The organism is Schleiferilactobacillus perolens DSM 12744, from assembly GCF_001435585.1.
In the GTDB taxonomy this organism is placed as follows: domain Bacteria; phylum Bacillota; class Bacilli; order Lactobacillales; family Lactobacillaceae; genus Schleiferilactobacillus; species Schleiferilactobacillus perolens.
The window spans coordinates 92503-118300 of sequence record NZ_AZEC01000002.1; the positions used below are offsets into that span (position 1 = coordinate 92503).

25 protein-coding genes and 1 riboswitch are annotated in these 25798 nt (G+C 49.6%); of the genes, 2 read left to right on the forward strand and 23 right to left on the reverse strand.

Annotated features, from left to right (window positions below; genetic code table 11):
• The 13 genes from topA to FD09_RS02685 all read right to left on the reverse strand — a co-directional run bounded on the left by topA (position 1) and on the right by FD09_RS02685 (position 13841).
• Positions 1-2073 carry a type I DNA topoisomerase gene (topA, locus tag FD09_RS02625; RefSeq protein WP_057818024.1) on the reverse strand — a complete coding sequence of 691 codons (2073 nt, stop codon included), beginning with the start codon at positions 2071-2073 and terminating at the stop codon, positions 1-3.
• 120 nt (positions 2074-2193) lie between these two features.
• Entirely contained in the window at positions 2194-3060 is an 867-nt protein-coding gene (dprA, locus tag FD09_RS02630) for a DNA-processing protein DprA (RefSeq protein WP_057818026.1), read from the reverse strand.
• A 55-nt stretch (positions 3061-3115) separates the two neighbouring features.
• The gene (locus FD09_RS02635) at positions 3116-3895 is read right to left on the reverse strand and encodes a ribonuclease HII (protein ID WP_057818028.1); all 780 of its coding nucleotides are present in this window, start codon (positions 3893-3895) and stop codon (positions 3116-3118) included.
• The gene (gene ylqF, locus FD09_RS02640) at positions 3885-4733 is read right to left on the reverse strand and encodes a ribosome biogenesis GTPase YlqF (protein WP_057818030.1); all 849 of its coding nucleotides are present in this window, start codon (positions 4731-4733) and stop codon (positions 3885-3887) included. Before ylqF ends, FD09_RS02635 begins: the two co-directional genes overlap by 11 nt.
• 19 nt (positions 4734-4752) lie before the next feature.
• On the reverse strand, positions 4753-6258 hold the full coding sequence (locus FD09_RS02645; protein WP_057818032.1) for a S41 family peptidase: 1506 nt from the start codon (positions 6256-6258) through the stop codon (positions 4753-4755).
• 23 nt (positions 6259-6281) lie between these two features.
• Positions 6282-6518 carry a YozE family protein gene (locus FD09_RS02650; RefSeq protein WP_057818033.1) on the reverse strand — a complete coding sequence of 79 codons (237 nt, stop codon included), beginning with the start codon at positions 6516-6518 and terminating at the stop codon, positions 6282-6284.
• 22 nt (positions 6519-6540) lie between these two features.
• Positions 6541-7167, reverse strand: a complete 627-nt coding sequence (locus FD09_RS02655) for a YpmS family protein (RefSeq protein WP_057818035.1) — start codon at positions 7165-7167, stop codon at positions 6541-6543.
• Positions 7168-7186: 19 nt separating this feature from the next.
• The gene (locus FD09_RS02660) at positions 7187-8062 is read right to left on the reverse strand and encodes an SGNH/GDSL hydrolase family protein (protein ID WP_057818037.1); all 876 of its coding nucleotides are present in this window, start codon (positions 8060-8062) and stop codon (positions 7187-7189) included.
• Between the two features lie 228 nt (positions 8063-8290).
• A complete protein-coding gene (locus FD09_RS02665; RefSeq protein ID WP_157053660.1) occupies positions 8291-9133 on the reverse strand; it encodes a DegV family protein in 843 nt (280 codons plus the stop codon).
• 72 nt (positions 9134-9205) lie between these two features.
• Positions 9206-9706 (reverse strand): dihydrofolate reductase, encoded by a 501-nt coding sequence (locus FD09_RS02670; protein ID WP_057818041.1) that lies wholly within the window; start codon positions 9704-9706, stop codon positions 9206-9208.
• Between the two features lie 33 nt (positions 9707-9739).
• Complete coding sequence (locus tag FD09_RS02675) at positions 9740-10690, reverse strand: thymidylate synthase (RefSeq protein WP_275452995.1); 951 nt, start codon at positions 10688-10690, stop codon at positions 9740-9742.
• Between the two features lie 38 nt (positions 10691-10728).
• Positions 10729-12633, reverse strand: a complete 1905-nt coding sequence (locus FD09_RS02680) for an ABC-F family ATP-binding cassette domain-containing protein (RefSeq protein ID WP_057818046.1) — start codon at positions 12631-12633, stop codon at positions 10729-10731.
• Positions 12630-13841, reverse strand: coding sequence for a CCA tRNA nucleotidyltransferase (locus tag FD09_RS02685; protein ID WP_057818048.1), 1212 nt, complete (start codon positions 13839-13841; stop codon positions 12630-12632). Before FD09_RS02685 ends, FD09_RS02680 begins: the two co-directional genes overlap by 4 nt.
• 164 nt (positions 13842-14005) lie before the next feature.
• On the opposite strand from FD09_RS02685, the gene FD09_RS02690 reads away from it, so the two are divergent.
• Positions 14006-14896: a YitT family protein gene (locus tag FD09_RS02690; RefSeq protein WP_057818050.1), complete on the forward strand. Its 891-nt coding sequence runs from the start codon at positions 14006-14008 to the stop codon at positions 14894-14896.
• A 5-nt stretch (positions 14897-14901) separates the two neighbouring features.
• On the opposite strand, the gene FD09_RS02695 is transcribed toward FD09_RS02690, so the two are convergent.
• From FD09_RS02695 to FD09_RS02730, 8 genes are all read right to left on the reverse strand, one after another.
• The gene (locus FD09_RS02695; RefSeq protein ID WP_057818052.1) at positions 14902-16170 is read right to left on the reverse strand and encodes a tetratricopeptide repeat protein; all 1269 of its coding nucleotides are present in this window, start codon (positions 16168-16170) and stop codon (positions 14902-14904) included.
• 221 nt (positions 16171-16391) lie between these two features.
• A complete protein-coding gene (locus FD09_RS02700) occupies positions 16392-16667 on the reverse strand; it encodes an HU family DNA-binding protein (RefSeq protein ID WP_057818054.1) in 276 nt (91 codons plus the stop codon).
• A gap of 222 nt (positions 16668-16889) precedes the next feature.
• On the reverse strand, positions 16890-18200 hold the full coding sequence (der, locus tag FD09_RS02705; RefSeq protein WP_057818056.1) for a ribosome biogenesis GTPase Der: 1311 nt from the start codon (positions 18198-18200) through the stop codon (positions 16890-16892).
• Positions 18201-18353: 153 nt separating this feature from the next.
• Positions 18354-19757, reverse strand: coding sequence for a 30S ribosomal protein S1 (rpsA, locus tag FD09_RS02710; RefSeq protein ID WP_057818058.1), 1404 nt, complete (start codon positions 19755-19757; stop codon positions 18354-18356).
• Positions 19758-19847: 90 nt separating this feature from the next.
• Positions 19848-20507 (reverse strand): (d)CMP kinase, encoded by a 660-nt coding sequence (cmk, locus tag FD09_RS02715; protein ID WP_057818060.1) that lies wholly within the window; start codon positions 20505-20507, stop codon positions 19848-19850.
• 82 nt (positions 20508-20589) lie between these two features.
• Entirely contained in the window at positions 20590-21306 is a 717-nt protein-coding gene (locus tag FD09_RS02720) for a LysM peptidoglycan-binding domain-containing protein (RefSeq protein WP_057818062.1), read from the reverse strand.
• 102 nt (positions 21307-21408) lie between these two features.
• Complete coding sequence (locus FD09_RS02725; protein ID WP_057818065.1) at positions 21409-22878, reverse strand: RecQ family ATP-dependent DNA helicase; 1470 nt, start codon at positions 22876-22878, stop codon at positions 21409-21411.
• The gene (locus tag FD09_RS02730) at positions 22871-23833 is read right to left on the reverse strand and encodes a YpbB family protein (protein WP_057818067.1); all 963 of its coding nucleotides are present in this window, start codon (positions 23831-23833) and stop codon (positions 22871-22873) included. The genes FD09_RS02725 and FD09_RS02730 overlap by 8 nt, the downstream gene beginning before the upstream one ends.
• Before the next feature lie 47 nt (positions 23834-23880).
• Between FD09_RS02730 and FD09_RS02735 the strand changes: the two genes are divergently transcribed.
• Positions 23881-24171, forward strand: a complete 291-nt coding sequence (locus FD09_RS02735) for a ferredoxin (protein ID WP_057818070.1) — start codon at positions 23881-23883, stop codon at positions 24169-24171.
• A gap of 68 nt (positions 24172-24239) precedes the next feature.
• On the opposite strand, the gene FD09_RS02740 is transcribed toward FD09_RS02735, so the two are convergent.
• Together FD09_RS02740 and FD09_RS02745 are read right to left on the reverse strand one after the other, a co-directional pair.
• A complete protein-coding gene (locus FD09_RS02740) occupies positions 24240-24803 on the reverse strand; it encodes an ECF transporter S component (RefSeq protein WP_057818072.1) in 564 nt (187 codons plus the stop codon).
• A 79-nt stretch (positions 24804-24882) separates the two neighbouring features.
• Positions 24883-25006: riboswitch (FMN riboswitch) on the reverse strand.
• Between the two features lie 56 nt (positions 25007-25062).
• A complete protein-coding gene (locus FD09_RS02745) occupies positions 25063-25791 on the reverse strand; it encodes a pseudouridine synthase (protein WP_057818074.1) in 729 nt (242 codons plus the stop codon).
• Positions 25792-25798 lie beyond the last annotated feature (7 nt).

Genomic DNA, 25798 nt, shown 5'->3' on the forward strand with positions numbered 1-25798 from the left:
TTATTTTTGGATTGGTTCGTCGTAATCCCCATTGGGACATTGTACTTGACGGCCGCCTTTGACCTTTTTTTCTACCAGGAAGTGACCGCATACGGGGCAATCCCGGCCGACGGGTTTGTCCCAAGAGACAAAGTCACACGCCGGATAGCGAGAACAACCATAAAACAACCGGTTTCGCTTGGACTTGCGTTCTACCACTTGACCAATCCCGCACTTGGGACAAATTACCCCAATTTCTTTCACGATCGGTTTAGTGTTGCGGCAGTTGGGGAAGCGGCTGCAGGCATAAAATTTACCGTACCGGCCCAATTTCACGACCATTGGTGCGCCACAGATATCACAATTAAAGCCAGCGGGTTCGTCTTTGATCTGCACCTTTTGAATCTTTTCCTCGGCGGAGTCAATTTCCTTGGCGAAGGGTTGGTAATACTGATCCACGACCTTGACCCAATTTTCCGCACCGGTTTCGACTTCGTCCAGTTCATCCTCCAGCTTCGCCGTGAAATCAATATTCACGATATCCGGGAAGAACTCGCTGATCAATGTATTGACGATCTCTCCTAATTCAGTAGGCTCGAAACTCTTTCCGTTCAGCTTAACGTAATAGCGCTTCTGAATTGTATCGATGGTCGGTGAATACGTCGACGGACGACCCACGCCGTTTTCTTCCAGCGCCTTGACCAGGCTGGCTTCGGTGAACCGAGCCGGCGGCTGAGTGAAGTGTTGAGCCGGGTCGGTCTTCTTCAAAAGTACTTCGTCGCCTTCATTTAATTCTGGGAGCAGCTTGTCCTTAGTCTCGTCACCAGTTTGAACATAAAGCTTGGTGAACCCGGCAAACTTAGTACGGGACCCCGTGGCACGGAATTGAACGCCATTTTGAACCATGTCAGCAGTGATCGTGTCATAGACCGCGGGGGTCATTTGGCTGGCCACAAAGCGGGACCAGATCAGGCTGTATAACCGCATTTGATCCCGGCTTAATACACTCTCTAAACTTTTCGGAGTCCGCATAACACTGGACGGCCGGATAGCTTCATGGGCATCTTGAGCGAATTCTTGCTGTTTCTTCTTCTGGACCTTCACTGCTGCAAAGTCGGCCCCGTAATTTTCATGAATGAACTCGGATGCCTCGTGTTTTGCGACCGTGGCAATCCGGGTAGAGTCAGTCCGCATATAGGTAATTAACCCGACCGTGCCTTGTTTGCCGCCTAAGTTGATACCCTCGTATAACTGCTGAGCAATCATCATGGTTTTTCGCGTTTTATAATTTAACCGGCGGTTGGCTTCCTGTTGCAAGGAACTGGTGGTAAATGGTGCTGCTGGGAATCGTTTACGTTCCCGCTTGGCAACTTTGGTTACGGCAAAGGGCTTTTTCTTATCGATTTTTTGCAGCACTTTTTGCACATCATCGTTGTTTTTAAGGGCTTTCTTTTTACCGTTTTCGCCATAAAAAGAAGAACTGAAAGTTTCCTTCCCCTTCTGCATCTCGCCATCGATTGTCCAATATTCTTCTGGCACAAACGCTTTGATCTCATTTTCGCGATCAATGACCAGCTTCAACGCGACTGACTGCACCCGACCGGCACTAAGCCCTTTTTTGACCTTTTTCCAAAGGATCGGAGAAATTGAATATCCCACTAACCGGTCCAAAATTCGCCGGGCCTGCTGTGCATCGACAAGTTTCATGTCAATGCTACGGGGATCCTTGAATGCATTTTTGACGGTATCTTTTGTGATTTCATTAAAGACGACCCGATTTTTGTCCTTGGGATCAAGATTTAAAATATGGGAAACATGCCAAGCTATGGCTTCCCCTTCCCGGTCTGGATCGGCCGCCAGATAAATATTGTCAGCCTTTTTTGCTTCTTTCTTCAAATCTTTGATCACGTCGCCCTTGCCGCGGATTGAAATATATTTTGGTGTGTAGTTATTTTCAATATCGACCCCCATCTGACTGCGGGGAAGATCACGGATATGGCCTAAAGAAGCCACGACCCGGTAATTTCTGCCTAAATATTTTTCAATTGTTTTAGCTTTGGCAGGCGATTCAACGATCACGAGATTCTTAGCCAATCACAAAACTTCCTTCCATTAAGTACATCACGAGGTAAATCGTAACATACTTTATAGTAGCGAGGATGGAAATGTCAAATGCGGTTTCTAATCGATTGAAGTAAACTGGCTTTATTTCGGCTAGAAAAACCGGTTCGGTAACTGACTCAAGACGTCTGCTGCCGTGTTCACGGGGACTGCCCCATCAGCAATGAGCGCATTGCATCCTGCCGAGAGCGGATCGTTAATTCGGCCGGGGACTGCGCCCACGGTACGGTTACTTTCCTGGGCCAAGCTGGCCGTGATTAAACTGCCGCTGCGCAAGCGCGCTTCGACGACCAGCAGCAAGTGGCTTAAACCGGCAATGATCCGGTTACGTTGGGGAAATTGAAACTGTCGCGGCGGTGTTTCTGGCGGAAAGGGACTGATCACCAGCTGCTCCTGCATCAACTGGTGCTGCAGTGCAGCATGGTGATGGGGATATACGTGGTTCAGCCCGTTACCCAATACACCAATCGTCTTGCCACCCGTCATACAGGTTAGCTGATGGGCTAAGCCATCGATTCCCTGGGCCAAACCGGAGACAATGACGACATCTTCTCGGCATATGTGGGGAACGATTTGACGGGTGGCTTGACGACCATACACGGAGCAGGTGCGTGTCCCGACCACACCCACAGCCATCTGCTGCAAAAGTGCGACATGACCGCTGCAGTGCAACACGGCGGGTGGATCATAAATTTGTATTAACCGCTCTGGATATTCTGAATCCAAGACCGTGATTAAGCGGGTCCCCGCCTTGATCATGAATTTTTGCCGATTTGTTAACACCCCGCGTAAGACGGCATGCTGCATGGCGGCCTTGTCTGCTGAAATTCGCCGCTGGGAAAATTGCAACCAGTATGACCAATTGGCAAAATCGGCTTCATGACGGGCCAACAGCAGCAGCTGGTAATTGGTAAATACTCCGGATAAAAATAATTGACCCAAACAAGTGCGACTATTCAAAAAAGATCCCTCCCGTAATATATCTCACCAATATATTACGCAAGAAATCTTCAAATTAGTGACGGTTTTTAAGCGCTAATTGGACAGGGGAAAACGAGCGCCGGTGAATCGGAGTGGCTCCCAGCCGTTGCAAACCGGCCAAATGTTCAGCGGTGCCGTATCCTGCGTTATGGGCGAATCCATAACCGGGATAAACTCGATCATACGTTTCCATCAACCGATCCCGGGCCACTTTAGCCACAATACTCGCCGCCCCAATGCTGATGGACCGGGCATCACCCTTGATCAGCTTTTGCTGCGGCAGGGCCACTGGTACCGTCATTGCATCAACCAATAAAAAGTCTGGTTGCTGCCACAGGGCATGAACCGCCCGACCCATGGCAATTTCCGTGGCATGATAAATATTATCCGTATCAATTTCTGCCGGCGTGGCAATTCCCAAAGCCACATCCACGGCGACATTCATGATTTGACTAAATAAGGCCAGACGTTTTTTGGCGGACAACTGTTTGGAATCGTTCACTTCCCATAACGCTGCATCGTGGGGTAATACGACAGCGGCGGTGACCACCGGTCCGGCCAGCGGTCCCCGCCCAACTTCATCGATTCCCGCAATGGCTGAATATTTTGGCCACAATTGGTGCTCAAAGTGTAGGCGCTGTTCATAAGCAGAATGGACGCGGCCGATTTTTTGCTGGTGGCGCTGATAACGCTGATATAGTTTCTGCGCACCTACTCGGGGATCAGCAGCCAACGCTGTCACTTGCTGGGCTGTCAGCGTACCAGCCAAAAGACGCTCTCGGATCGTTGCGAGAGCCGGTCGCTTATTGTCCATCGGCGGGCACCTCGTCCCACGTAAAGCGGCCCAACCGGCCCTTGCGAACATCATTGATGATTGCCCAACTGGTCCGTTCATAATCGTCCCGGAAGCCCAGATGCGCCGTCATTTGCATGAGCAAATCTGGGCCGGCCAGTTGTAATTCCGCCGGCGTCACATGATAAAACTTGGTTAATTCATCCTGTGCCTGGTGGCTTAACTGTTTCAGGGCAAACAGAGCCACGTCATCCGGGTGGAAAAGTGTATCTTTGATCGCCCCAGTCAATGCCAGTTTGGTACCCACTAAGGGATCCTCAAACTTGGGCCATAGAATGCCCGGTGTATCCAGTAGCATAATATCGGCATTGGTTTTAATCCACTGTTGGGCTCGGGTGACCCCCGGCGTGTTCCCAGCTTGGGCAATGTTGCGCTGAGCCAGCCGGTTTAAAATGGTGGATTTTCCCACGTTGGGAATACCAATACACATGGCGCGCAACAGGACCTGGCGAACGCCCCTGTCCTTTTGCTTTGCGACATACTCTGCTAATTCGGCCCGGGTAGCCTGGGCGATTTGGTTAATGCCTTTGGTATGTTGGGCATCGATCGCAATGGCCGGTAACTGGTGGGCCGCATAATAATCAATCCATGCCCGGGTAGCCGCGGGATCAGCCAAATCTGCTTTATTTAAGATAATCAGCCGCTTTTTACCCTGACCAATTTCATCCAGCAATGGGTTGCGGGATGATTCCGGAATACGGGCATCGACAATTTCGTAAATAATATCCACTTGCTTGAGGGCTTCACTTACTTCTCGCCGAGCCTTGGCCATATGGCCGGGATACCATTGAATCGCCATGACGCATCGCTCCTTATCATTATTTGGCGGCTGCCGTTTGCACAGCCTTCGTCATCATCGGATCACTCTTTTGAGCCTGATCGTAAACATAGTTATTCAGGGCCGTCTTCGTTGCCGCGTCCAATTTTCCTGTGACTGTCACATGCTGACTTGTTTGGAAATTACAAACTGCCGTTTGAGTCGCACCATCAAAATAACCGGAGACTTCAGTCAACTTGGCACCAGCCAAATTCAGGATCTTTTGTGCAGTTTTGACATCCGTGGCGACATCGCCAAGCTTGTTGACTTTCTTGCTGTTGAGCAGCGGCCATGATGCAAATTCCGGGTAGGCCACTTTGACATCGGGAGTGAGTCCCTTCTTGTTGATCCAAGTGCCATTGGGGGTTAACCACTTATTGGTGGTAATTTTGACTTCAGCTCCGCCGCTTAGATTCGTCAACGTTTGGACTGTTCCTTTACCGTAAGACTTTTCTCCCACCAAAGCGCTGTGGCGAGATTGTTGAATTGCGGCGGCAAAGATTTCAGAAGCAGAGGCACTGCCCGAATCGATGAGAACAGCCACTGGTTCGGTCACTTTAAAGCCATCATCATATTCTTTGCCGGCCGTGAAGATTTGCGGCTTGCCGGTACGCCCCTGAACCTGCATGATCCGCTGACCATCCTTGAGAAACATACTAGCGGTTGACAGAGCTTGGGGCAGTAATCCACCGGGATTTTGGCGCAAATCAATCACAAAAGAACGCGCGCCCTTTGTCCGCAATGACTTAATGGCCTTCTCCAGTTCTGTGTTTGTTTTGTTGGAGAATTGCGAAATGGCGATCACACCCACCTGCTTATTCTGAGTGCTCAGCTGTGAAGATACGCTGGTCAACGGGACCACGCCGCGCTCTACCGTGATGTCAAAGGTTGTGTCGCCGCGCTTAATATTCAATGACACCTTGGTGCCCTTCTTGCCGCGAATCGTATTGGAAGCTTTGGTGGTGGACCAGCCTTGAGTACTCTTACCATTGATCGACATGATCACATCATGAGCCTTCAAACCGGCCTTATCCGCCGGTGAATCTTTAATTGGCGAAACGATTTCGATATGGTTGTCACCTTGACTGATTTCAGCGCCGATCCCTTCAAAGGACCCGGTCATGGTGGTATTCAGCTCCGTGGCGTCATCACCGGCTAAGTATTGTGAAAAAGGATCGTCCAAGGCCTTCACCATGCCATTAATGGCGCCGTTCATCAATTTCGTATCACTGGTGGTCTCAAAGTAATTTTCTTTGATGTCACCATACACCTTCAGCAAGTCACGGAACGAATTGGGCACATAGGTAATCGCATTTTTGGCTGCGGCCTGTTGTTGTTGCTGCACATAAAGTGCGCCTACGCCAACAGTGCCGCCCACACCGATCAGCAACGAAGCAGCCCCCGTAATAATGACCGTGCGCAACCGATATTTGTAAGGTGCAGCGGTTTTTTTCTTTGTTGCAGATTCTGGATCTGTTTCTTGGGACGAATTTTTATTCTGTGCCATGAATGGATTGACTCCTCAATATGTCAGTGATGGGTACTCTGTTCTTCATACTTGCGAAACGCATCATCAAAAATCGTCATCGATGCCAAGTAACCGCCATTTAATTCCAAATAGTCAGAAATTTCTTCGTAGTCTTGACTCTGTTTTGGAAAAGACTGATCAAAGAAAGCATTATTTGCAAAATGAGCAATATCATCGGTGGCTTCCTCGTTGCGCTGGGTCATCAGCCACGCATAAAAACTGCGAAAACGTTGGGCCATTACTTTTCTCCTTCCGCTGTGACTAGTCCGGCAGGTACACATTGAATACAAATTGGTTCCCGGCAAAATCTAATCGCTTGGCGGTGATTTGGAAGCCGGTGGTGGTCTTAAATCGGGTCAGGTGCAGCATGATGGACTCATCCTTGCTATTCACCGTGATCCAAGCCGGTAATTTATAGGCGCTGCGAATGTAACCCATGACAAAGTTAACGGGCACATTGAGCGCACCGATTGCCAATTGTTTGGCGCGCAGCTGGACATCTCCATTGTTTTGGACATACGCGTTCATGACCAAATTAAATTGAATTGAACTGCCTAGAAACTTCACCGTGCCCACGAGCAAGACACTGTTCTCCTCAACCCGAAATTGATACTTAATTTTGCTATCTTTCAAGTATTGATTTAAATAGTGTTGGGTGAGTTGGTTCACCTGTTGCCGCGTCAATGAAACAGTCAGCGAAGGTGCCCCTTCGACTTTGCTGGCCTTGGGAGCATTCGTCGGGGTAGAAAAGACGCGCGCACTGATAAATATCCCAGAGCCTAAAATGATCCCTAATAAAATTAAAAACGCCCACCGCCAAGGATTGTGGTGTTTGCGCTGGGGAAGTTTGGTGGTTCTTATCTTTTTAGTTTGTTTACCCTCTTGCACTGCCCTGCCTACTTTCTGATTATTTTACAGCCCACTGGTTTTTCGTTTTCATCAACACTTTCATTAATTGGTCCGTCATCCGCCCATAGCCGATGTGGTTGGGATGGAAATGATCGCTGGTCGACAAATACGGGTTCGTGGTGTCGTTGGCCGCAATTTGCTCTTGCAGTGATCGACTACTGTTAATCTTGCCGCTTTTCGCCACTGTACCGTCGCCCTTTGTGAGAACCGAATCCACATCGACATAATACACATTGGGTAATCTCTTAACCATGGCCTTCGTGCGATCGTTGAACCCATGCATAATCGTTTGCATTTGGGTCACTTGGCTGAAGTACACATAAAATGGATTGTAAACTCCCAGAATGTAAATTGGGACCTGCGGGTTCCACGTCCGTAATAGATCCACCAGGCTGGCCATATTATGGGCAAAAGTATCCTCGCCTTTAGTCACATCTTTAGTGGCTAAATTCATCCCATTTTGCATCAACACATGCATTAGGTCATTTCCGCCAGCAGTGATGGTAATGAAATTGGCTTTTTTAACATTCTTTTCAATGTTGGCCTGTTTCTTCACGCGGGTTAAGATTTGACCGGCGGTATCCCCCGGATGCCCAAAGTTAACGCTGTTGACGTGGTAGTCAGCGTCATCTTGTAATTGTTGCACTGTTTGCCCGACATAGCCACCTTGGTTGGCCTCATCACCGGTTCCATAAGTCAGTGAATCACCGATAGCCACCATCTGCAATGTTTTGCCGGCAGGGGCAGTCTGGCCTTGGGCAGTGACATTGCCAAAATCAGCAGCCGGAACGAGTTGGAGCCACGCAACACTCACCAAAAGCGTCACGAGGGCGACCACGCCAATATTGAGCAGCCACCGAAAAACCTTGTTCATGTATATTGCTCCTTTAATCTTTGACTAAGAATTATCAATATCATCAGATGACGCAACAAAGGCTGAGACAGAATCCCCCCATAGAATCCCCTCGATGAGACCGTGCCAACGCTGTGCAATCTTCGCATTGGTACTACATCCATCAAGATTGAGAGTTTCGTCCCAGCCCTTGTTTATCGAATACACGCCGTCAATCACGAAACTAAACTGCACATCAAGTCATGCGCCTCAGTCAGTGTAATAGATAATGGCAAATGCTCCAGGACCAGTATGGGTCGCCACGATTGGACTGGTGGGTGACACCAAGATGGGGGCATTGGGCACCACGGCATGAATGTCTTGGCCAATTTGTTCCGCAAACGCTCGATCACCGGCATATGGAATTCCCACACCAGCAACGTGTGGCATTTGACTCAGAGCCGTCACTTGGCTGTCCACGAATTTTGTCAATGTTTTTTGGCCGCGCCCTTTCACGATGGGTTCCAGTTTACCATCTGCTAATTCTAAGACCACTTTGATGTTTAAAAAAGACGAGACAAGACCAGCACCGCGACTCACGCGACCGCCCTTGACCAAATTAGCCAGAGTCGAAACCGCCACATACAACTTCGTATGGGCTTTGATCTCGGTGATCCGTGCTAAGATGTCCGCCATGGCCGCGTCTTCTTGGGCCATCTTAGCGGCGGCGAGTACCTGAAAGGACAACCCGCGATCAATGAAGCCACTGTCGACGACGGTCACATCACTGGTTGAAATGACACTGGCTTGCCGTGCTGCATTCACTGTACCGGAAAGGCCTTCCGTCATGTGAATAGCCAAAATCTGGTTGCCAGCGCGGCCCAATTCATCATAAACGTTCAAAAAATCACCGATCGATGGTTGTGAAGTGCTGGGCAGTGCCTTGGCTGCCGCCATCTTGGTCATGAATTCACTTTTTGTGATATCCCGTCCGTCAACATAATTTTTCCCATCAATGGTTATGTTTAACGGAACCACCCGGATATCGTATTGTTGAATTTCTTGCGGTGTGAGTTCCACCGAAGAGTCCGTCACAATCTTGATCGCCATCAGAATGCCTGCCTTCCGCTCTCAAATATACAAGCTACGCCCATCATTATAACAAAGGCGTCGAACCAGAGCCAATTAGTGCGCAGCTTTCCGTTCGTATACGGCAAATGTGTGCGGCCACGGTGCTTTTTCAGAAACTTGTCCCGGTGTCGCGCGCAGCAGCTGAAATTGATCGTGCGGCCAATTCACCATGTAGGTGTCACCGGCGGGAAATTCATGATCGATCTGTGTGACAAAGAGTTGGTCGACTTGGGGCATGAATGCCTCAAATAGAGATCGCCCACCAATAATAAAGACCGTGTCTTGCGAATGTGCCGTAATATATTTCTGCACTGCCGCTACATCGGGTAAACTCGTGACCCCGGCCGCATCAATGGGACGATGCGTGAGGACAATATTCTCTCGTTTCGGCAATGGCTTAGTCGGTAAAGAATCCCAGGTACGGCGGCCCATAATAATGGGATGTCCCTCTGTCGTCACTTTGAAATAGTGCAAATCATCCGGTAAATGCCAGGGTAACCGATCTTTAACGCCAATTAAGTGATTCTTATCTTCAGCCCAAATAAATGCCAACATGGTGGCCGCTTCCTTTCTGTCGTGCCGTTATATTTATACCGCCACTGGCGCTTGAATGCGTGAAGCCGGATGATAGTTTTCCACGTGAATATCGGTCATTTGGTAGGAAAAAATATCCGCCACAGCTGGGTTGATGGCAAGCGTGGGGGCCGCCACCGGTGTCCGGCTCAATTGTTCTTCCACCGCCGCCACATGATTGCTGTAAATATGGGCATCTCCCAGAGTATGGACAAACTCACCAACTTGTAAACCAGTTTGGGCGGCTACTAGATGGGTGAGCAACGCATAACTGGCAATGTTAAAAGGCACACCCAAAAACATATCGCCGCTGCGTTGATACAGCTGGCAGGACAACTTACCGTCGGCCACATAAAATTGAAACATGGTGTGACAGGGCGGCAAGGCCATATTCGGCACATCCTCTGGGTTCCAAGCCGTGACGATCAACCGGCGGGAATCTGGATGGGTCTTGATCTGGTTCACAACATCGGCCAATTGATCAATCGTTTCCCCTTGGCTAGTTTGCCAGTGCCGCCACTGGTACCCATAAATATGACCCAAATCGCCAAATTGTCGGGCAAAATCATCATCCGCTAAAATCCTAGCACAAAAATCCGCATGCACCTGCGTATAACGCTCAGCAAAGGCTGGATCGTTCAACCGGCGATGGCCAAAGTTGGTCATATCGGGGCCTGTGTATGTTGGACTCTGAATATAGCGGGAAAACGCCCACTCATCCCAAATGTGATTCTTGTGGGCTAACAAATAACGAATATTCGTATCCCCGTGTAAGAACCACAACAATTCGCTTTTAATCAACCCAAACAGGACCCGCTTGGTCGTCAATAGAGGAAAACCCTGACTGAGGTCAAAACGCATCTGGGGCCCAAAAAGACTGATGGTCCCAGTCTGGGTGCGATCAGTTTTTTGATAGCCGGTGGTGAGGATCTGCCGCAGCAATGCCAAGTATGGCTGTTCAACAATTGTGGTCATACACTACCCGCTTTCCAATTTAAATATTGTTAGTCTTCTGCAAAATCAGCCAAATATTCCCACCGCTTCATTGCTGGTGTGAGTTTAGCGCTCAACGCATCATACTGTTGTTGGAGATCACTCACCGCAGTATAGTCCTGCGCCTTGACGACCATTTCTTTCTCCACCGCAGACTGCTGTTGTTCCCATTGGTCAATTTGGTTGGTGAGTTTATGATACTCGATTTCTTCCGCATATGTCAGCTTTGTCTTGGTCTGGTCAGGTACGCTTTTGACAGCGGCACTGGCGGCGGCCGTTTTTTGGGCGTTTGCGCTGGCGGCCGCGTCTGCGTGTTCTGCAGCCAATCGCTGTAAGAAAGTATTCACATCGGTGGTAAAAGGAATGATTCGGGCATTCCCAGCAAACCAAAGCATGGCATCGCACACTTTAGCAAGAAAATAACGGTCATGGGACACGGTGATGACAGCTCCCGGGAAGGTATCCAAATAATCTTCCAAAATCGTCAGTGTTTCAATATCCAAATCATTAGTGGGTTCATCCAGAAGTAAGACATTCGGACCGCCCATCAACAGCTTCAACAAATACAGGCGGCGCTGTTCACCACCGGAAAGTCGGGAAATGAGCAGGCCATGCATCCGCGGCGGAAATAAGAAGCGTTCTAGCATCTGACTGGCGGACACTGTTTCACCATTGATTGTTTGGCTGCTGGCTGTATCGGTGATATAACTGATGACCCGCTTGTCCTTAGGAATCGCGGGCATTTGCTGGGTATAATAGGCCAAGTGAACTGTTTCCCCCACCTGCAGGGTGCCGCTTTGCAATGGTTGCTTGCCGGCTAACACGTTCAAAAAGGTGGTTTTGCCTGCCCCATTGATGCCGGTAATGCCGACACGCGCGTGGGGTGTGGCCCGCCATGAGAAATCATGAAGAATATGGTGATCTCCCACGGTAACGCTAGCCTGATCAAGATGAAACACCTCTTTACCCAAACGGTGGGTGTTTGCTGCAATATCTACGGTACCCGTTTTTTCCGGGGTATTGGCAATATTGGTCGATAACTGTTTGAACCGTTCAATCCGGGCCTTCTGCTTGGTGGTGCGGGCTTGTGCCCCGGCTTGCATCCAGGCCAGTTCCTGCCGATAAAGCTGATGCTGCTTGTGGGTAGCAGCACTCTCCCGTTCTTCGGCAGCGGCTTCCTGGGCCACATAGGCCTGATAGTTGCCCTGATACATGGTCAGTTGACCACTGCGCAACGCGGCAATATCTGTAGCGACATGATCCAGGAAATACCGATCATGGGTGACAAAGACGATGCCGCCAGGATAAGCCAGCAACCGTTTCTCCAACCAATCGACAGTTTGATAGTCCAGATGGTTAGTCGGTTCATCCAGCAACAATAAATCGGCGGGTGAAATCAGTGCCTGTGCCAGGGCCACTCGTTTTTGCTGACCGCCGGAAAGACTGTCAACCGGCGCATTCATATCACCGATTCCAAGTTGCGTGAGAATACTTTTGACATCTGCCTCGATGGTCCATAAATCATGACTGGTCATCTGCGCATCCGCCGCAAAATATTGCTTTGCGGCATCCTGGTCGTGGGGGGCTTGTTCATATTGGGTTAGTGCCCGTTCGTAATCGCGCACCAGTTGGAACTCTTGGCTGGTGCCGGCAAATACCGCAGTTTGGACATCGGCTCCCGCAGGGAATACGGGACGTTGGGGTAAAAAGTTGATTTGATAGTCTTTGGCAGTCGTCAAACTACCCTGCTCAGGTGCAATTTGACCGGCAATTATTTTTAACAAAGTGGATTTTCCCACTCCGTTCAAACCAATCAAACCAATGCGCTGACCGGGTGTTACTGTCAAACTCAAATCCGTAAAAAGTGTTTTGTCGCCATAGGAATAAGCCAGACCAGTTGCTTGTAATGCTTTCACAATGAGACCCCTTCCGCGTGCTGTTCTAAAAAGTGCCGGATAGCCCCGGCATCATTGGGGACTTGGCCAGCGACGACTGCCTGTGTAGCCAGGTGTAACAACGCACCGATTTGGGGGCCTTGAACCTGTGGAAACCACTCAGTAATCGTGCGCCCGCTGATTGCCAAATCCCGTGCCTGATGCAGGGGTAACTGCTGATAACGGGTGGCTAAAGCGGCAGTGGTCAAACCCATCTGTTCTGCCACAGGGACTAACACGGTTAATAAATCAGCGCCAGCGGTATACAGATCCCAATCCGTGAGATGATGCGCAGTAATTTTTTTCAGGATGGGAAGCAGTTGACTGACTTGCCGACGTTCCGTGTTGGTCGTCTTCCAGGCGCGCATAAACCGCTCGACTGCCTTTTCAGGTAACGTCAAAGCGGCCGCTACCCGTAACCAAACACTGCCGCTTTGCAGCAACAGTTGGGGTTTGTCTGCCAACATCGTCGCCAACGCCGCACCTTGATCATCCATACCAGGGCAAGCGGTGAACAATTGGGTATCCAGAAATGTTTTCAGTCCCAATCGACGATCTTTGGCGGCCATCATTTTAACAAATTCCATATTAATGCGTTCCACAGCGATCTTTGTTAAAAGTCCGTGATGATGGGCAATGGCTTGCTCCGTCGCTGGATCCAGAGTAAACGCCAATTGACTTTGAAAACGCACGGCCCGCATCATGCGTAAAGCATCCTCATGGAACCTTTCTTCCGGTTTGCCGACGGCCCGCAAAATATGATGCTGCAAATCACTGAGACCGGCAAAGAGATCAGTGATCTCGCCATGTTGATCCATGGCTAAGGCGTTGACGGTGAAGTCGCGCCGTTTCAAGTCTTCCTTTAATGAACGGACGAAAGTCACATGATCCGGGCGGCGAAAGTCTTGGTATGTTGATTCCGTGCGAAACGTAGTCACCTCATATTGATCGTGATCCAATAACACCGTGACAGTGCCATGTTGGATCCCTGTATCCACCGTCCGCCGAAAAACGCTCTTGACTTCAGCGGGGTATGCACTGGTGGCGATATCGACATCATGAATTCGATCGTGCAGCAACGCGTCCCGGACGGCACCACCGACAAAATATGCTTCGTAGCCGTGGTCGTTCAGGGCGCTTAAAACTGGTAAGGCCGCCTGGAACTCAGACGGTAAAGGTGACAATTGCATGGTTCAACCTGCTTTCTCAGTGAAAGATAACGGGAAAATTACCCATCTACCCGCAAAACATAGTAACATAGACAGACAAAGGGTAACAGCGAGCGGCAATCAGCTGAAGTGTTGCTTTCAGAAAGTCGTTCCATTAATTAGTCACCCACGAGGAGGAATATTTCATGTGGCGTAAACAACTGGCTAAAACCGTTCGGGATCTGATCGCCATTGGCTTTGGCTGTTTTTTCTATGCGTTTGGTTTGGTCGCCGTCAACATCAAAAACAATCTTACCGAAGGCGGTATTACCGGTATCACCCTAATCTTGCGACACTGGTTCAATATTGATCCGGCTTACTCCACGATCTTTTTGAATATTCCCTTGATCATTCTGGGTTACAAATTCTTGGGTAAACGGGCGCTGGCCTATACGATTTACGGTACCGGGATGCTCTCTGCCGGACTATGGGTATGGCAAAGATTGGCCTTCGTGCAAAACCTGAATCTACACCATGACCTCTTCATTGCTGGTATTTTAGCGGGACTGTTTGGTGGGATTGGATCTGGTATTATCTATCGCTTTGGGGGCACCACTGGCGGCAGTGATGTGTTAGCCCGAATCCTTGAGCAGGAACGGGGAATCCCCATGGGTCGAACATTGCTGATCTTTGATGTGATTGTGTTGACCAGTTCACTAAGTTACCTAGATATTGAACACATGATGTATACTCTACTGGCCTCTTTCGTATTTTCCCGCATCGTGGATCAAACCATGGAGGGAGCCTATTCTGCTCGCGGGGTATTCATCATTTCCAAGAAACATACGGAAATCGCCACCCGGATCATGGATGAACTGGAACGCGGAGTCACCTATCTGGATGCCTCCGGCGGTTTCCACCAAACACCGCAAAAGATGCTGTACTGTGTGGTGTCACCCAGTGAAGTGGCCGACTTGCGCCGCTTGATTGAAGAAGAGGACAAGCGGGCCTTCGTAACTATCGTCGATGTTCACGAGGCACTGGGGGAAGGCTTCACTTATAAGCGTCCCGCCCGCAAATTATTTGCCCGGCGGTAATCCGCTTATGGTTCAGCCAGCAGTTCATCGTAAGCTGCCTGCATCGCCATGTCGTCTGGCACCAGTTTCAGATATTGCTTGAGGGCCGCTAACAATTCTTTGCGGGCAGCAATACTTTGGAAAAACAAGACCAGATCGTGCATGAAATCGGCATTTTCCCGAAAATGCGGATAGGCCAGCAAGAAGTTTTCTCTGGCGTCCGTCATCCTGTCCTGGCGTTCATAGGACCGGGCAATATTCCAGTACATTTGCGGATCCAACTCATGGTTTTGCGCAGCGGTGGTGATCAAGTCGATATTGGCCTGATCATCACCGTTTTTGACATACAAATTGCTGAGGGAAAGAATCATGTCTTGATCGTCGGGATCTTGCGCGAGAGCCTCCTGGGCAAATTCTAGGGCGTGATCTTCATCATCTAGCCGGGTAGCGTAGTCAAACCCCTGATGGTAAAGATTGGTGTTGAACTCATCAAACCCCAGACCAATTTGAACGGTACTCAACGCATCGGCTAATTGATTAAGTGCCGCTTGGGCTTTGGCGAGATAGGGATACAAGCCAGCATAATCTGGATCACTTTGTTGCAGCGCCGTTAATGTGTCCACCGCTTGCTGATACTGCTTTGTTTCCACATAAAGGACACCTAACTGGTAGGTCGTATCAGCGTCCATGGCTTCTCGGGGAAGTTTCTGATACTCACTGATGGCTTCCTCATATTCCCCCATCCCGGCCAACGTGGCACCGATGCGCTGGCCGATCACCACTTTTGCGACCTCTTCTTCGCCTGCTGCACGGACATTTTGGTAGTACGGCAAGGCTTCTTGAAAACGTCCCAGAGAAAAGTAAAGTTCAGCCAAAGCAAAGTCCACGATCGGCTCATCGGGCGCTTGACGCTTGGCTTCTTTTAGCTTCTGTTCAGAGACTTCTGGGATACCCATGGCTTGGTACACATCTGCACTGGTCATTAACCCTGCCACATAATCATCTGAGGCGGGTTGAATTGCATCCAGGTAGTTTAAGGCGGCGTCATTATCGCCGGCACTCACGGCGATGTCTGCAAGGTAAGTCCGCAACTCATCTTCTGTGGGGTGCGCACGCAGCAATTTTTCAAAAATACGTTTTGCCTGAGGGTTAAACCCAAGTTGATACAATTGTGTCCCTAAGTCGTACAACGTGTCATCATCGTCATGCCGCAGTGCCAAGGCAAACAGTTTCTTGGCACTGGGCCAATCATGATCTTCCTGCAGTTTGGTCAGCATTTGTTCTGAATATGACATAAGCCACCTCAATTAACTTTCTTATAACTGTCGTGTGTCAACAAAATGACGAACATTCGATCGCAAAACGGTATTAATCGCCGCCATGCCCCCTTAATGTGGATAATCATTATTATAAACACGTGTATACGCAAATCGCCAATGCTCTACTCTCGTAGGTCATTGGCGATTTACCAGCATATTGCCGCCATTGTAATAATCGCGGCGCAGACGCAAAGCGCCTACTTAACTGAATCCTTGAGCGCCTTACCGGGCTTGAATGCCGGCACCTTGCTTGCGGGAATGTTGATTTCAGCACCCGTTTGCGGGTTGCGGCCTTTACGTGCGGCACGTTCGCGCACTTCAAAGTTACCAAAGCCGATCAGTTGGACCTTGTCGCCCTTTGCCAGGGAAGCTTGGATTGTGCTGAATACGGCGTCAACAGCTGCAGTAGCGTCCTTCTTTGTCAGGCCGGTCTTTGCTGCGACATTGTCGATCAATTCTGCTTTATTTGCCATGTTGGGATTCACCTCCTACGCATAGGTGATTGCTCACCAGAACGTATCACTTTTGTGTGAACAAAAGTGAGAAATAATGTTTGCCGTGCAATCACTACTTCATTTCTAAAAATAGCATACCAAGCCCGCAGTAGCAAGGATTTTCGTCGAAAAAATGCGTCATAGCGGCGAATTTGTCACTTTCATGAAAATATATCCACCATAGTTCGGTATACCTAAAGATTATTTTCGTTGACGGGGGATAATGACAATCGGTGTCCCCGAAAAATCAAACGCTGCACGCAACTGATTGACCAAAAAACGCTGGAATGAAAAATGCACCAGATCGGGGTTATTGACGAATGCCACAAACGTGGGTGGACCGCTCTTTACCTGGGTCATGTAATAGACTCGCAAGCGTTTCCCATTGATTGTCGGCGTGGGCGTCACGGAAATGGCCCGGAGCAAGACATCGTTCAATACGCTGGAAGAAATTCGTCGCTCATGATTTTCTGCAACCTTCTGAATCAAAGCGGGCAGTGTATTGACCCGCTGCGTGCTCTTGGCCGAGACAAACACAATCGGTGCATAATCCAAATACTGGAATTCCGTCCGGATCGCGTCAGTGAATTGCTGCATAGAATGGGTATCCTTGTGGATCGTATCCCATTTGTTCACAACAATAATGACCCCCCGGCCGGCTTCATGGGCCAACCCAGCCACATGTTTATCCTGCTCGCGGATACCCTCTTCAGCGTTCAGGACAACCAAAACGACATCACTGCGCTCAATCGCACTTTGCGCCCGCAAAACGGCATACTTTTCGGTATTTTCCCAAATTTTACCGCGTTTGCGAATACCCGCAGTATCAATAATCGTAAATTCCTGGCCATTTTCATCCTGGAAACGAGAGTCGATGGCGTCCCGAGTTGTCCCTTGAATGTCGGAAACAATGACCCGTTCCTTCCCCAGCAATGCATTCACCAGAGATGATTTACCCACGTTGGGCCGGCCAATCACGCTGAAGTGAACGCTGGCGTCTTCTGGTGTGTCTTGGTGCTGCGGAAACTTGGCAACCACGGCATCCAACAAATCGCCCAAGCCGGTACCCTGAACTCCTGAAATGGGGTATGGATCACCGAGACCGAGAGAATAAAAGTCGTAAATTTCTTGCCGTTGTTCAGGGTTATCTGCCTTGTTTACAGCCAATACCACAGGGGTGTCCGTTTTGTAAAGCATCTGCGCGATGTGTTCATCCGCATCGGTGACGCCCTCTGGATTGGACACGATGAACACAATGACATCGGCCTCTTCCATCGCTATTTGCGCTTGGGCGACGATTTGGGTCATTAACGGTGCGTCATCTATGTCAATACCCCCGGTATCAATGAGTGAAAACACGTGTCCCAACCATTCTGCTGGTGCGTATAGCCGGTCTCGGGTCACCCCAGGTTCGTCTTCTACAATCGCAATTCGTTGTTTCGCAATGCGGTTAAAAATTGTCGATTTACCGACATTTGGGCGGCCGACGATCGCCACGACGGGTTTACTCATGCTGCCACTTCCCTTCTGTCAAAAGTCAAAACTTTGACCAATACGATAAGGGGTTACGAGCCACAGTGGCTTGTAACCCCTTATCGAGTTGGTCCTCAATTGTTGAGCATGGCGCCAAGTTCGAAGACATTGACGGCCATATTTAAACGCAAATTACTTGTCGTCGTTCTTTTCGTCATCGGTATCGGGCTTGTTGGACTTGAATTGATCCAATGCACCGCCGATTAAATCACCCAAGGAGAAACCAGTATCTTCTTCTTGTTCACCGGGAGCGTTCACTGCCGAATTGTTGCTAGGGCGTGATTGCGCAGGCCGGTCATTACGACGGGCATTGCGCCGATCACTACCACCGCGATTAGCACTGGCATTGTGAATATTATGTTCCGCACGGGCGTAACGTTCGTTACGTTCAGTGTGGTCTTCTTGGGGTTGTTCACCCTCGTCTTCACCAGTGGTATCTTCTTCCAAGGCCTTAATAGATAATGCCAAACGATGTTGTTGCGGATCAACGCTCAAGACCTTGACCTTAACATCTTGGCCTTCCTTCAAGACTTCACCAGGGGTAGCAATGTGCCGATGGGAAATTTGAGAGATGTGGACCAAACCTTCCACACCAGGGAATACTTCAACGAACGCACCAAATGTCGCCAATCGCTTCACAACACCATCCAAGACGGCACCAACCGGTGCTTTCTCTTCAATATCGTCCCAAGGCTGGGGTAATGTGGCTTTAATCGAAAGGGAAATCCGATCCCGTTCCGGATCCAAATTCAACACCTTCACTTTGACTTCCTGGCCAACCTTCAATACATCGGAAGGTTTATCCACATGGTCATATGAAATTTCGGAAACATGGACCAAACCATCCGTACCGCCAAGATCGACAAAGGCACCAAAGTTGACTAACCGTGCAACTTTGCCTTCAACGACATCACCAGGCTGTAGTTTTTCGTACAACGCAGTCTTCTCAGCCTCTTTTTGCTTCTTAACGACAGCACGATGAGAGAGGATCAAGCGGTTTTCACTAGGCTCGATCTCCACGATAGCCAGTTCCAACTCTTGTCCCTTATATTGGGAAAGGTCCTCCACATAGCGATCTTCCACCATGGAAGCAGGGATAAAGCCGCGGACGCCATCAGCATCAACAACTAAACCACCCTTAACATTGTTCGTCACTTTGGCTTGAATCGTGTGACCAGCTTTGTATTCTTCCTCGATTTGATCCCATACTTTGCGGGCTTCTAACCGACGCTTGGATAATAACCAACTACCGTTCTCTTTATCTTTGCCAATCGTTGAGAGGACGACGAGTTCAAGCTTATCACCAACTTTTGCTAATTCGTTGATGTCCGCATTACGGTCAGCAGTCAACTCCTTGAATGGTACGACACCCTCTACACCAGTGCCCTCAATACCCACAACAAGTTGCTTATCATCATCGATGGCCAACACCTCACCGGTAACGACATCGCCGACTTTGACGTCGTGGACGCTCTTTAAGGCATTCTCCATCAATTTTCTGCCTTCAGCTTCGTTGTTCTTTTGTTCTTCGTCCATGAAAAAATCCTCCTTAACGACTTACAATCAAGTTCTATTCTACTTGAAAATGACCACGAATGCTACACTTACGTTTTATTTATGGCCCATCTATTGCTTTTTTTGAATGATTGCTGTAATTTTTGCCACCACTTGCGGAATTGTAAGACTCGTCGTATCCACTTTGATGGCGTCTGGCGCCTGCTTGAGCGGTGATTCAGTGCGATGTGAATCTTTAAAGTCGCGCGCTTCAATTTCTTGCGCTAATTTTTCTAAGGGCACGTGAATCCCTTTTTCAGCATTATCCTTGAATCGCCGTTTAGCACGTTCTGCCACACTGGCCACCATGAAAATCTTGACATCCGCATGGGGCAGCACCGTGGTGCCAATATCCCGACCATCCATCACAATGTTTTGGCCGGCAGCGATGTCCCGCTGCCTTTTCACCATTTCGGTACGCACGCCGGGCAATGCCGAAACTTGGGAGACATTATTGGTCACAGCTTCAGACCGAATGGCCATGGTGATGTCGTGGCCAAACAATTCGACCCGCTGACCACCGGGTGCGGGAATGAATCGAATCGGTTCATCGTCCAAGGCGGTTAAAATCTTTTTTTCATCAGCTAATGGAATATCTTGCTGCAGCGCCCACCAGGTCACTGCCCGATACATTGCACCAGTATCTAAATAGATAAAGTGCAGATCGGCTGCCAGCTGTTTGGCAATCGTACTCTTGCCCGCCGAAGCGGGGCCATCAATGGCAATTTGCACGAACTAATTCTCCTATCTTGCATGTTGAAAACCCTCAAAAAAACTCCCCCGGATATCACCGGAGGAGCCGGCATACAAATGACTATTTAACCTTTAATACCATACCGGGTATGATACCGTTTTGTGCCGTGGGATTCAATGCATATAATTCCTGTAACGTCATGCCGTGATTCACTGCGATCCGATAGGGATTGTCCCCTGCTTTCACAGTATAAGAACCACCAGCGGCCACTTGCGTGCTGCTACTTTGCTGCTGCGCACTGCTCTGCTGTTGTTGCGGTGCTGACGAACTAGCAGCGGCTTGCTGTGAGTCGCTGGCAGCCGGAGCACTGCTGCTCTGAGCGGGTTCTTGAGATGAGGACTGGGACGTCGAAGAAGATGTTTCTTTCTTCTTTTCTTCAGACCGCGACTGAGCACGCTCTTCAGCCTTCTTTTTAGCCGCCCGAGAGCTAGCCGCCGCGGCTGCTTCAGAAGAAGAAGCGGCCGCTTTGCTGGCCTTCTCCGAAGATGCCATCGTAATCTTATTAGCGTTGACACTCTCATTGCTATTGTGCGATTTAATTGCCCAATAGGCCATCGGCGAAACCATCAATAACCCCAAAATAACCGCTAGAATCACGGCAAAACTAGTCATATTTTTATCGCGGTGACGAGAAGCGACACGCGAAAGATTCCCGTCATCGTCCCGATCATCCATGAATTTCTTTTGCCAGGGTTGATCACCATCGCCATCTACCCGTTTGTCTGTCGTTGTGGATGACGTCTTATTCGGTTTGTCATCATCGAAATCATGTTTCACGGATCGAACCCCCTTTACACTTTCTTACTGTTAATATCATACCATAGTGAATCCTAAAAAAACGATAAAATTCCGGACAGTAAATGCCGCCGAATATCCTGTTTAAGACTGAGGGAGCGCAGGAAATAACTTTTTTAACCGCACCGCCACCGATAAGACAGAGGGAGTCAGCGCTGCGGACGACGGGGACAATGCCGGCCAAGGGAATTTAGATAATTGACCGAAAAGCTGCGGTGGCTGTGTGACTGCACAACAATGCGCATCGTGGCGTACAGTCATGGGGTGCGGATCAAAAGCATTGACGATCAACTGTCGGCGGCAGACGGTGGCTGGTGCGGTAAAAAATCGAGCCATTTGCTGAGCAGCGGCTTGCCGCGTCGCCTGAGTATTTTGCAATAGAGTTTGCACAGTCGCCGCCGAAGCAAAGTGCTGATAGCGGCGCAGTAACACAATTTCTGCGGATTCGTCATGCTGAAACTGGCTGGGGTCGGCAAAAAAAGTCTGAATCAAGCCGGCACTCGGAAAGCCCCGCTCCGCATCCGCCAACATTTGGGGGATATCGCCCGGTCCCACCAGACTGATGGCCGCGGCAGGTAAGTTATCCCGACCAGCGCGCCCTATCGCCTGCAGATAACCAGCTAAACTGCTGGGTGGGGCAAAGTGAATGACCGCCCGCACATCGTTCTTATCAATTCCCATACCAAACGCTACAGTGGCACAGATTACCCGGATGCGCCCATGAAGAAACTGATTTTGCAAACTGCGCCGACTGAGCGGATCAAGGTCGCCGTGGTAAAGACCCACCGCAATATCATCCGCTGCCAGGGCCGCGGCTACTTCCCGAGCGCGTTTTTTGCGATTAAAATACACGATCACACTACCGGGAATAATTCGCAGCAGCCGGCGTAAAACCGTCAGCTTCTCCTGCTCATCATTGATCGGACAAATATCCAACCAAATATTGGGACGGTTCACAGAATGCACAATTGCCAAGGTGGTGGCCGGCGACAACCCTAACCGTTGCTTGATGTCGTCTTGTACCCGGGGCGCAGCCGTCGCGGTCAATGCGAGAATTCGGCGCGGCTGTAAACGCTGGATGATCGTTCCCAGCTGTAAAAAGGCCGGCCGAAAATCCGGTCCCCATTCAGAGATGCAATGGGCTTCGTCGACCACGAAAAGACCAATGGGAAAGTGCGCGAAAGCGGTTAATACATCCGGGCGCGAGAGGGTCTCCGGCGCAACAAAAATGAATTGCCACCGGTCTAGATGGTTTAAAATAGCCAGCTGTTCCTGTCGCTCTAACATACTGTTCAAGGCCACCGCCCTTTTCACCCCCATTTCCTGCAAATGTTGCACTTGATCATTCATCAATGCGAGTAATGGTGACACCACGATGGTGAGCTGTCCAGTCATCAATGTAGGCAATTGATAAGTCAGCGATTTTCCCTGACCCGTGGGTAAAACCGCCAACACGTTTTTCCCTGATAATAGGCCGCTAATCACTGCTTCTTGTCCGGGGCGAAACGCGGAAAAACCAAAGTAACGCTGCAAGGCAGCCCTTAAATCATTCATCGATGATGTCCTCTTTCATTCGTCGTGCCGCGATAGCGCTCAACCGATCACGGAAAAAATCTTGGACATGGTCGCACCCGACCGGTGCCAGTCCCCATTCCGGTGTTTCGGTTAATACTTGATCACCCAGCATGGCCGCTTCTAGAATATGTTCACGAATCGTACTTTCGGCTAGACGGCGCTTTGCCGCCACTTGATGGATCGTTCGCCCAGGTAATAACTGCATCGTCGTTTGAGCACTCGCCGTGACAGCGGCGGTGGGTGGCGGAAACAATGGCCGCCAGTATTGATTCTGCGGTTGCTGGCACAGTGTATAAAGCTGGGCGATTCCGTCCACCCACATGAGCTGCACAATAAATGGGTCTAAATGGCACTGTTTAGCTAAGTCATCCCACGAAGCGACATCTAAATTGCGGCCCATGAACCGATTAACGACCACCAGGGCTTGTATTGGCGGTAACTGATCGAGCAAGTCGGCCAGCTCGGCTGTGACCGCCGCCAAGTGAGACTGGGCCACTTGCCGATACCACTGTTTCACCCGCTGTTGAATGAGTATATGCGGTGTGACTGGAGCAAAATGAGGATCATGCTGGCTCAGCTGGCTGAGCAACTGCACCGCCAACGTCAATAAGTCACCGCTCTCCCGATACGGGGGCATGACTAATCCCGCCACATGCCGCGGCCACCACATCGGGGACTGGTCTATCTCAGTCGTGTCCGTCACAGTCAAATAACCGTCCGGGTCAGCAACCAACTGGTTTCGCCGAATCAATGATTGGATTTCTTTTTCGTAAGCTGCTCGTTCCAGATGGGGAAGCAACCCCCAATACGGTAATAAATCATTGATGAAGGCTGCATATAAATTGGAAAAAGTTCGTTTTCCGCGTAAAATATGATACATCGTAATTGGACGAACATGCCGCTTTTGAAATAGCTGAACTAAAAACGTCGGCATCATGTCGCTCCTCGCAAATAATTGAATTTTAGAAAGAATGGTCATTCATGACGGACAAGCCGTCCAAAACTGACTGGTACACCAAGATCGACCGGCAACGCTGCATCGCCTGCGGACTATGTGCACTGCATGCCCCCGCACTTTATGATTACGATGAGGACGGAGTTGCTTTCGCTAAGGCAGATCATAACACGGGACAAACACCGATTTCCCCGGAGCAACTGGCCGCCTTCAAAACCGCCTATAAAGACTGCCCAGTGCAAGCAATTCTCCGTAATCGACACCCATTTCCTCCTGATCCACCGAAAAACGCGCCATCAATTCATTATACAAATTGAAAATGCGAAAAGAAAATAGAGGACCCTGCGACGAATTGTCGCTTAGGTCCTCTATTATTAATACACTTTTAGTGCACCATTGTGCGGCGGCGAATCATCCATGGCACAATCTTATAAAATGGCAGGAATACCACCGTTAACACGACTCCCTTGAGCAGGTTGAATGGCACTACCACCGTCAAGATATAAGTGGACATCGCTGTGCCCAGATTAAAGTTCATCACAGCTGCGTATAGCGGCACCAATACTGCCCAATTCAACAGCGCCATGATGATAGTTAAACTGGCGGTGGCTATCGCTGCAGCCAGTGTCCGCTCCCACCAGTTACCGGTGTGCCGAATGAACAGGAAGTATAGCGGAACCACGAAGGCTACTGAGGAAATAAAGGCCGCTGTGTCGCCAATTAATGCACCAACACTGGCTCCTGCCAAGATAAAGTGCACCACGACTTTCATCGCGGCGACGCCAATTCCGGCACCCACACCATAAATACTCATGGCCAGTAACACGATCACATCACTGAGATCGAGCTTGAGAAAACCACCCACCGGGATCTCAATAAACATGATCGAGGCAGCTAATGCGCCAAATACGGCGATACCAATCGCCTTTTCCAAACGGTTTGATTGCATTGTTAACACCCTCCATAATGCGAGGCTGCTTCAGGAAAAGAAGAGGAGCCAAACAGAATATGCTTGTCTCCTCTTCCTTGCATATCTTCTTCCATCTAGACTTTACTATCGGTCCCGGAATTGCACCGGGTCAGCCGCAGTATTCACTGCAGGTCGCGGACTTTACCGCCGGTCGGGAATTACACCCTGCCCTGAAGACAAACCAAATATTTTATTTTAAAGACAGTATAACCAATATACTTACTTTTGACAAGCAAATCTACTTCTGCTTTTCCAACAATGCGTATAACTGGTGCACTTCTTCGTGCCGCAGTGAACGATATTCACCCGCTGTCAAACTGGTAAGATCCAAAAAGGCAAACTTTTCACGCATCAGTTTTTCTACGGGTAAACCAACCGCCTCAAACATCCGCTTGACCTGATGGTGCCAACCTTCATGGATCGTGATCTGGACGATTGTGTACTGCTTGGCCTGCTCTGTCCGGATGACCTTCACCTTGGCGGGGCGTGTCCGGCGTCCATCCAATACCACCCCATGCGTCAGTGTTCGTAAAGCATCGGGAGTCGGGACACCCTTGACCCGGGCCACATAAGTCTTATCGATTTGGAACGATGGATGCATTAAACCATTAGCCAAATCGCCATCATTCGTTAACAACAGCAGACCTGATGTGTCATAATCCAGCCGGCCCACAGGATAGACCCGTTCTGGTACATCGCTTAAAATATCCACCACGGTTTTGCGCCCCTTGTCGTCGTGGGCAGTCGTCACGACCCCCCGGGGCTTGTAAAGCAGATAATACACTTTTTTTTCCTGGGAAAGCGGCACGCCGTCCACTTCAATGGTATCGCTGGAATCAACCTTAACACCCATTTCAGTGACTATTGCACCGTTGACTGTGACGTGACCCGCCGCAATTAATTTTTCTGCTCGCCGCCTGGATGCGACCCCGGCATTGGCAATGGCCTTCTGTAATCGTTCACTCATATGTGTT

Bases quoted from the DNA above. Each gene is read 5' to 3' on its own strand.
- FD09_RS02635 (WP_057818028.1), bottom strand. From the start codon at position 3,895: ATGGACAATAAGCGACCGGCTCTCGCAACGATCCGAGAGCGTCTTTTG.
- ylqF (WP_057818030.1), bottom strand. From the start codon at position 4,733: ATGGCGATTCAATGGTATCCCGGCCATATGGCCAAGGCTCGGCGAGAA.
- FD09_RS02645 (WP_057818032.1), bottom strand. From the start codon at position 6,258: ATGGCACAGAATAAAAATTCGTCCCAAGAAACAGATCCAGAATCTGCA.
- FD09_RS02650 (WP_057818033.1), bottom strand. From the start codon at position 6,518: ATGGCCCAACGTTTTCGCAGTTTTTATGCGTGGCTGATGACCCAGCGC.
- FD09_RS02660 (WP_057818037.1), bottom strand. From the start codon at position 8,062: ATGAACAAGGTTTTTCGGTGGCTGCTCAATATTGGCGTGGTCGCCCTC.
- FD09_RS02670 (WP_057818041.1), bottom strand. From the start codon at position 9,706: ATGTTGGCATTTATTTGGGCTGAAGATAAGAATCACTTAATTGGCGTT.
- FD09_RS02685 (WP_057818048.1), bottom strand. From the start codon at position 13,841: ATGCAATTGTCACCTTTACCGTCTGAGTTCCAGGCGGCCTTACCAGTT.
- FD09_RS02690 (WP_057818050.1), top strand. From the start codon at position 14,006: ATGTGGCGTAAACAACTGGCTAAAACCGTTCGGGATCTGATCGCCATT.
- FD09_RS02695 (WP_057818052.1), bottom strand. From the start codon at position 16,170: ATGTCATATTCAGAACAAATGCTGACCAAACTGCAGGAAGATCATGAT.
- FD09_RS02700 (WP_057818054.1), bottom strand. From the start codon at position 16,667: ATGGCAAATAAAGCAGAATTGATCGACAATGTCGCAGCAAAGACCGGC.
- der (WP_057818056.1), bottom strand. From the start codon at position 18,200: ATGAGTAAACCCGTCGTGGCGATCGTCGGCCGCCCAAATGTCGGTAAA.
- rpsA (WP_057818058.1), bottom strand. From the start codon at position 19,757: ATGGACGAAGAACAAAAGAACAACGAAGCTGAAGGCAGAAAATTGATG.
- FD09_RS02725 (WP_057818065.1), bottom strand. From the start codon at position 22,878: ATGAATGATTTAAGGGCTGCCTTGCAGCGTTACTTTGGTTTTTCCGCG.
- FD09_RS02730 (WP_057818067.1), bottom strand. From the start codon at position 23,833: ATGCCGACGTTTTTAGTTCAGCTATTTCAAAAGCGGCATGTTCGTCCA.
- FD09_RS02735 (WP_057818070.1), top strand. From the start codon at position 23,881: ATGACGGACAAGCCGTCCAAAACTGACTGGTACACCAAGATCGACCGG.
- FD09_RS02740 (WP_057818072.1), bottom strand. From the start codon at position 24,803: ATGCAATCAAACCGTTTGGAAAAGGCGATTGGTATCGCCGTATTTGGC.
- FD09_RS02745 (WP_057818074.1), bottom strand. From the start codon at position 25,791: ATGAGTGAACGATTACAGAAGGCCATTGCCAATGCCGGGGTCGCATCC.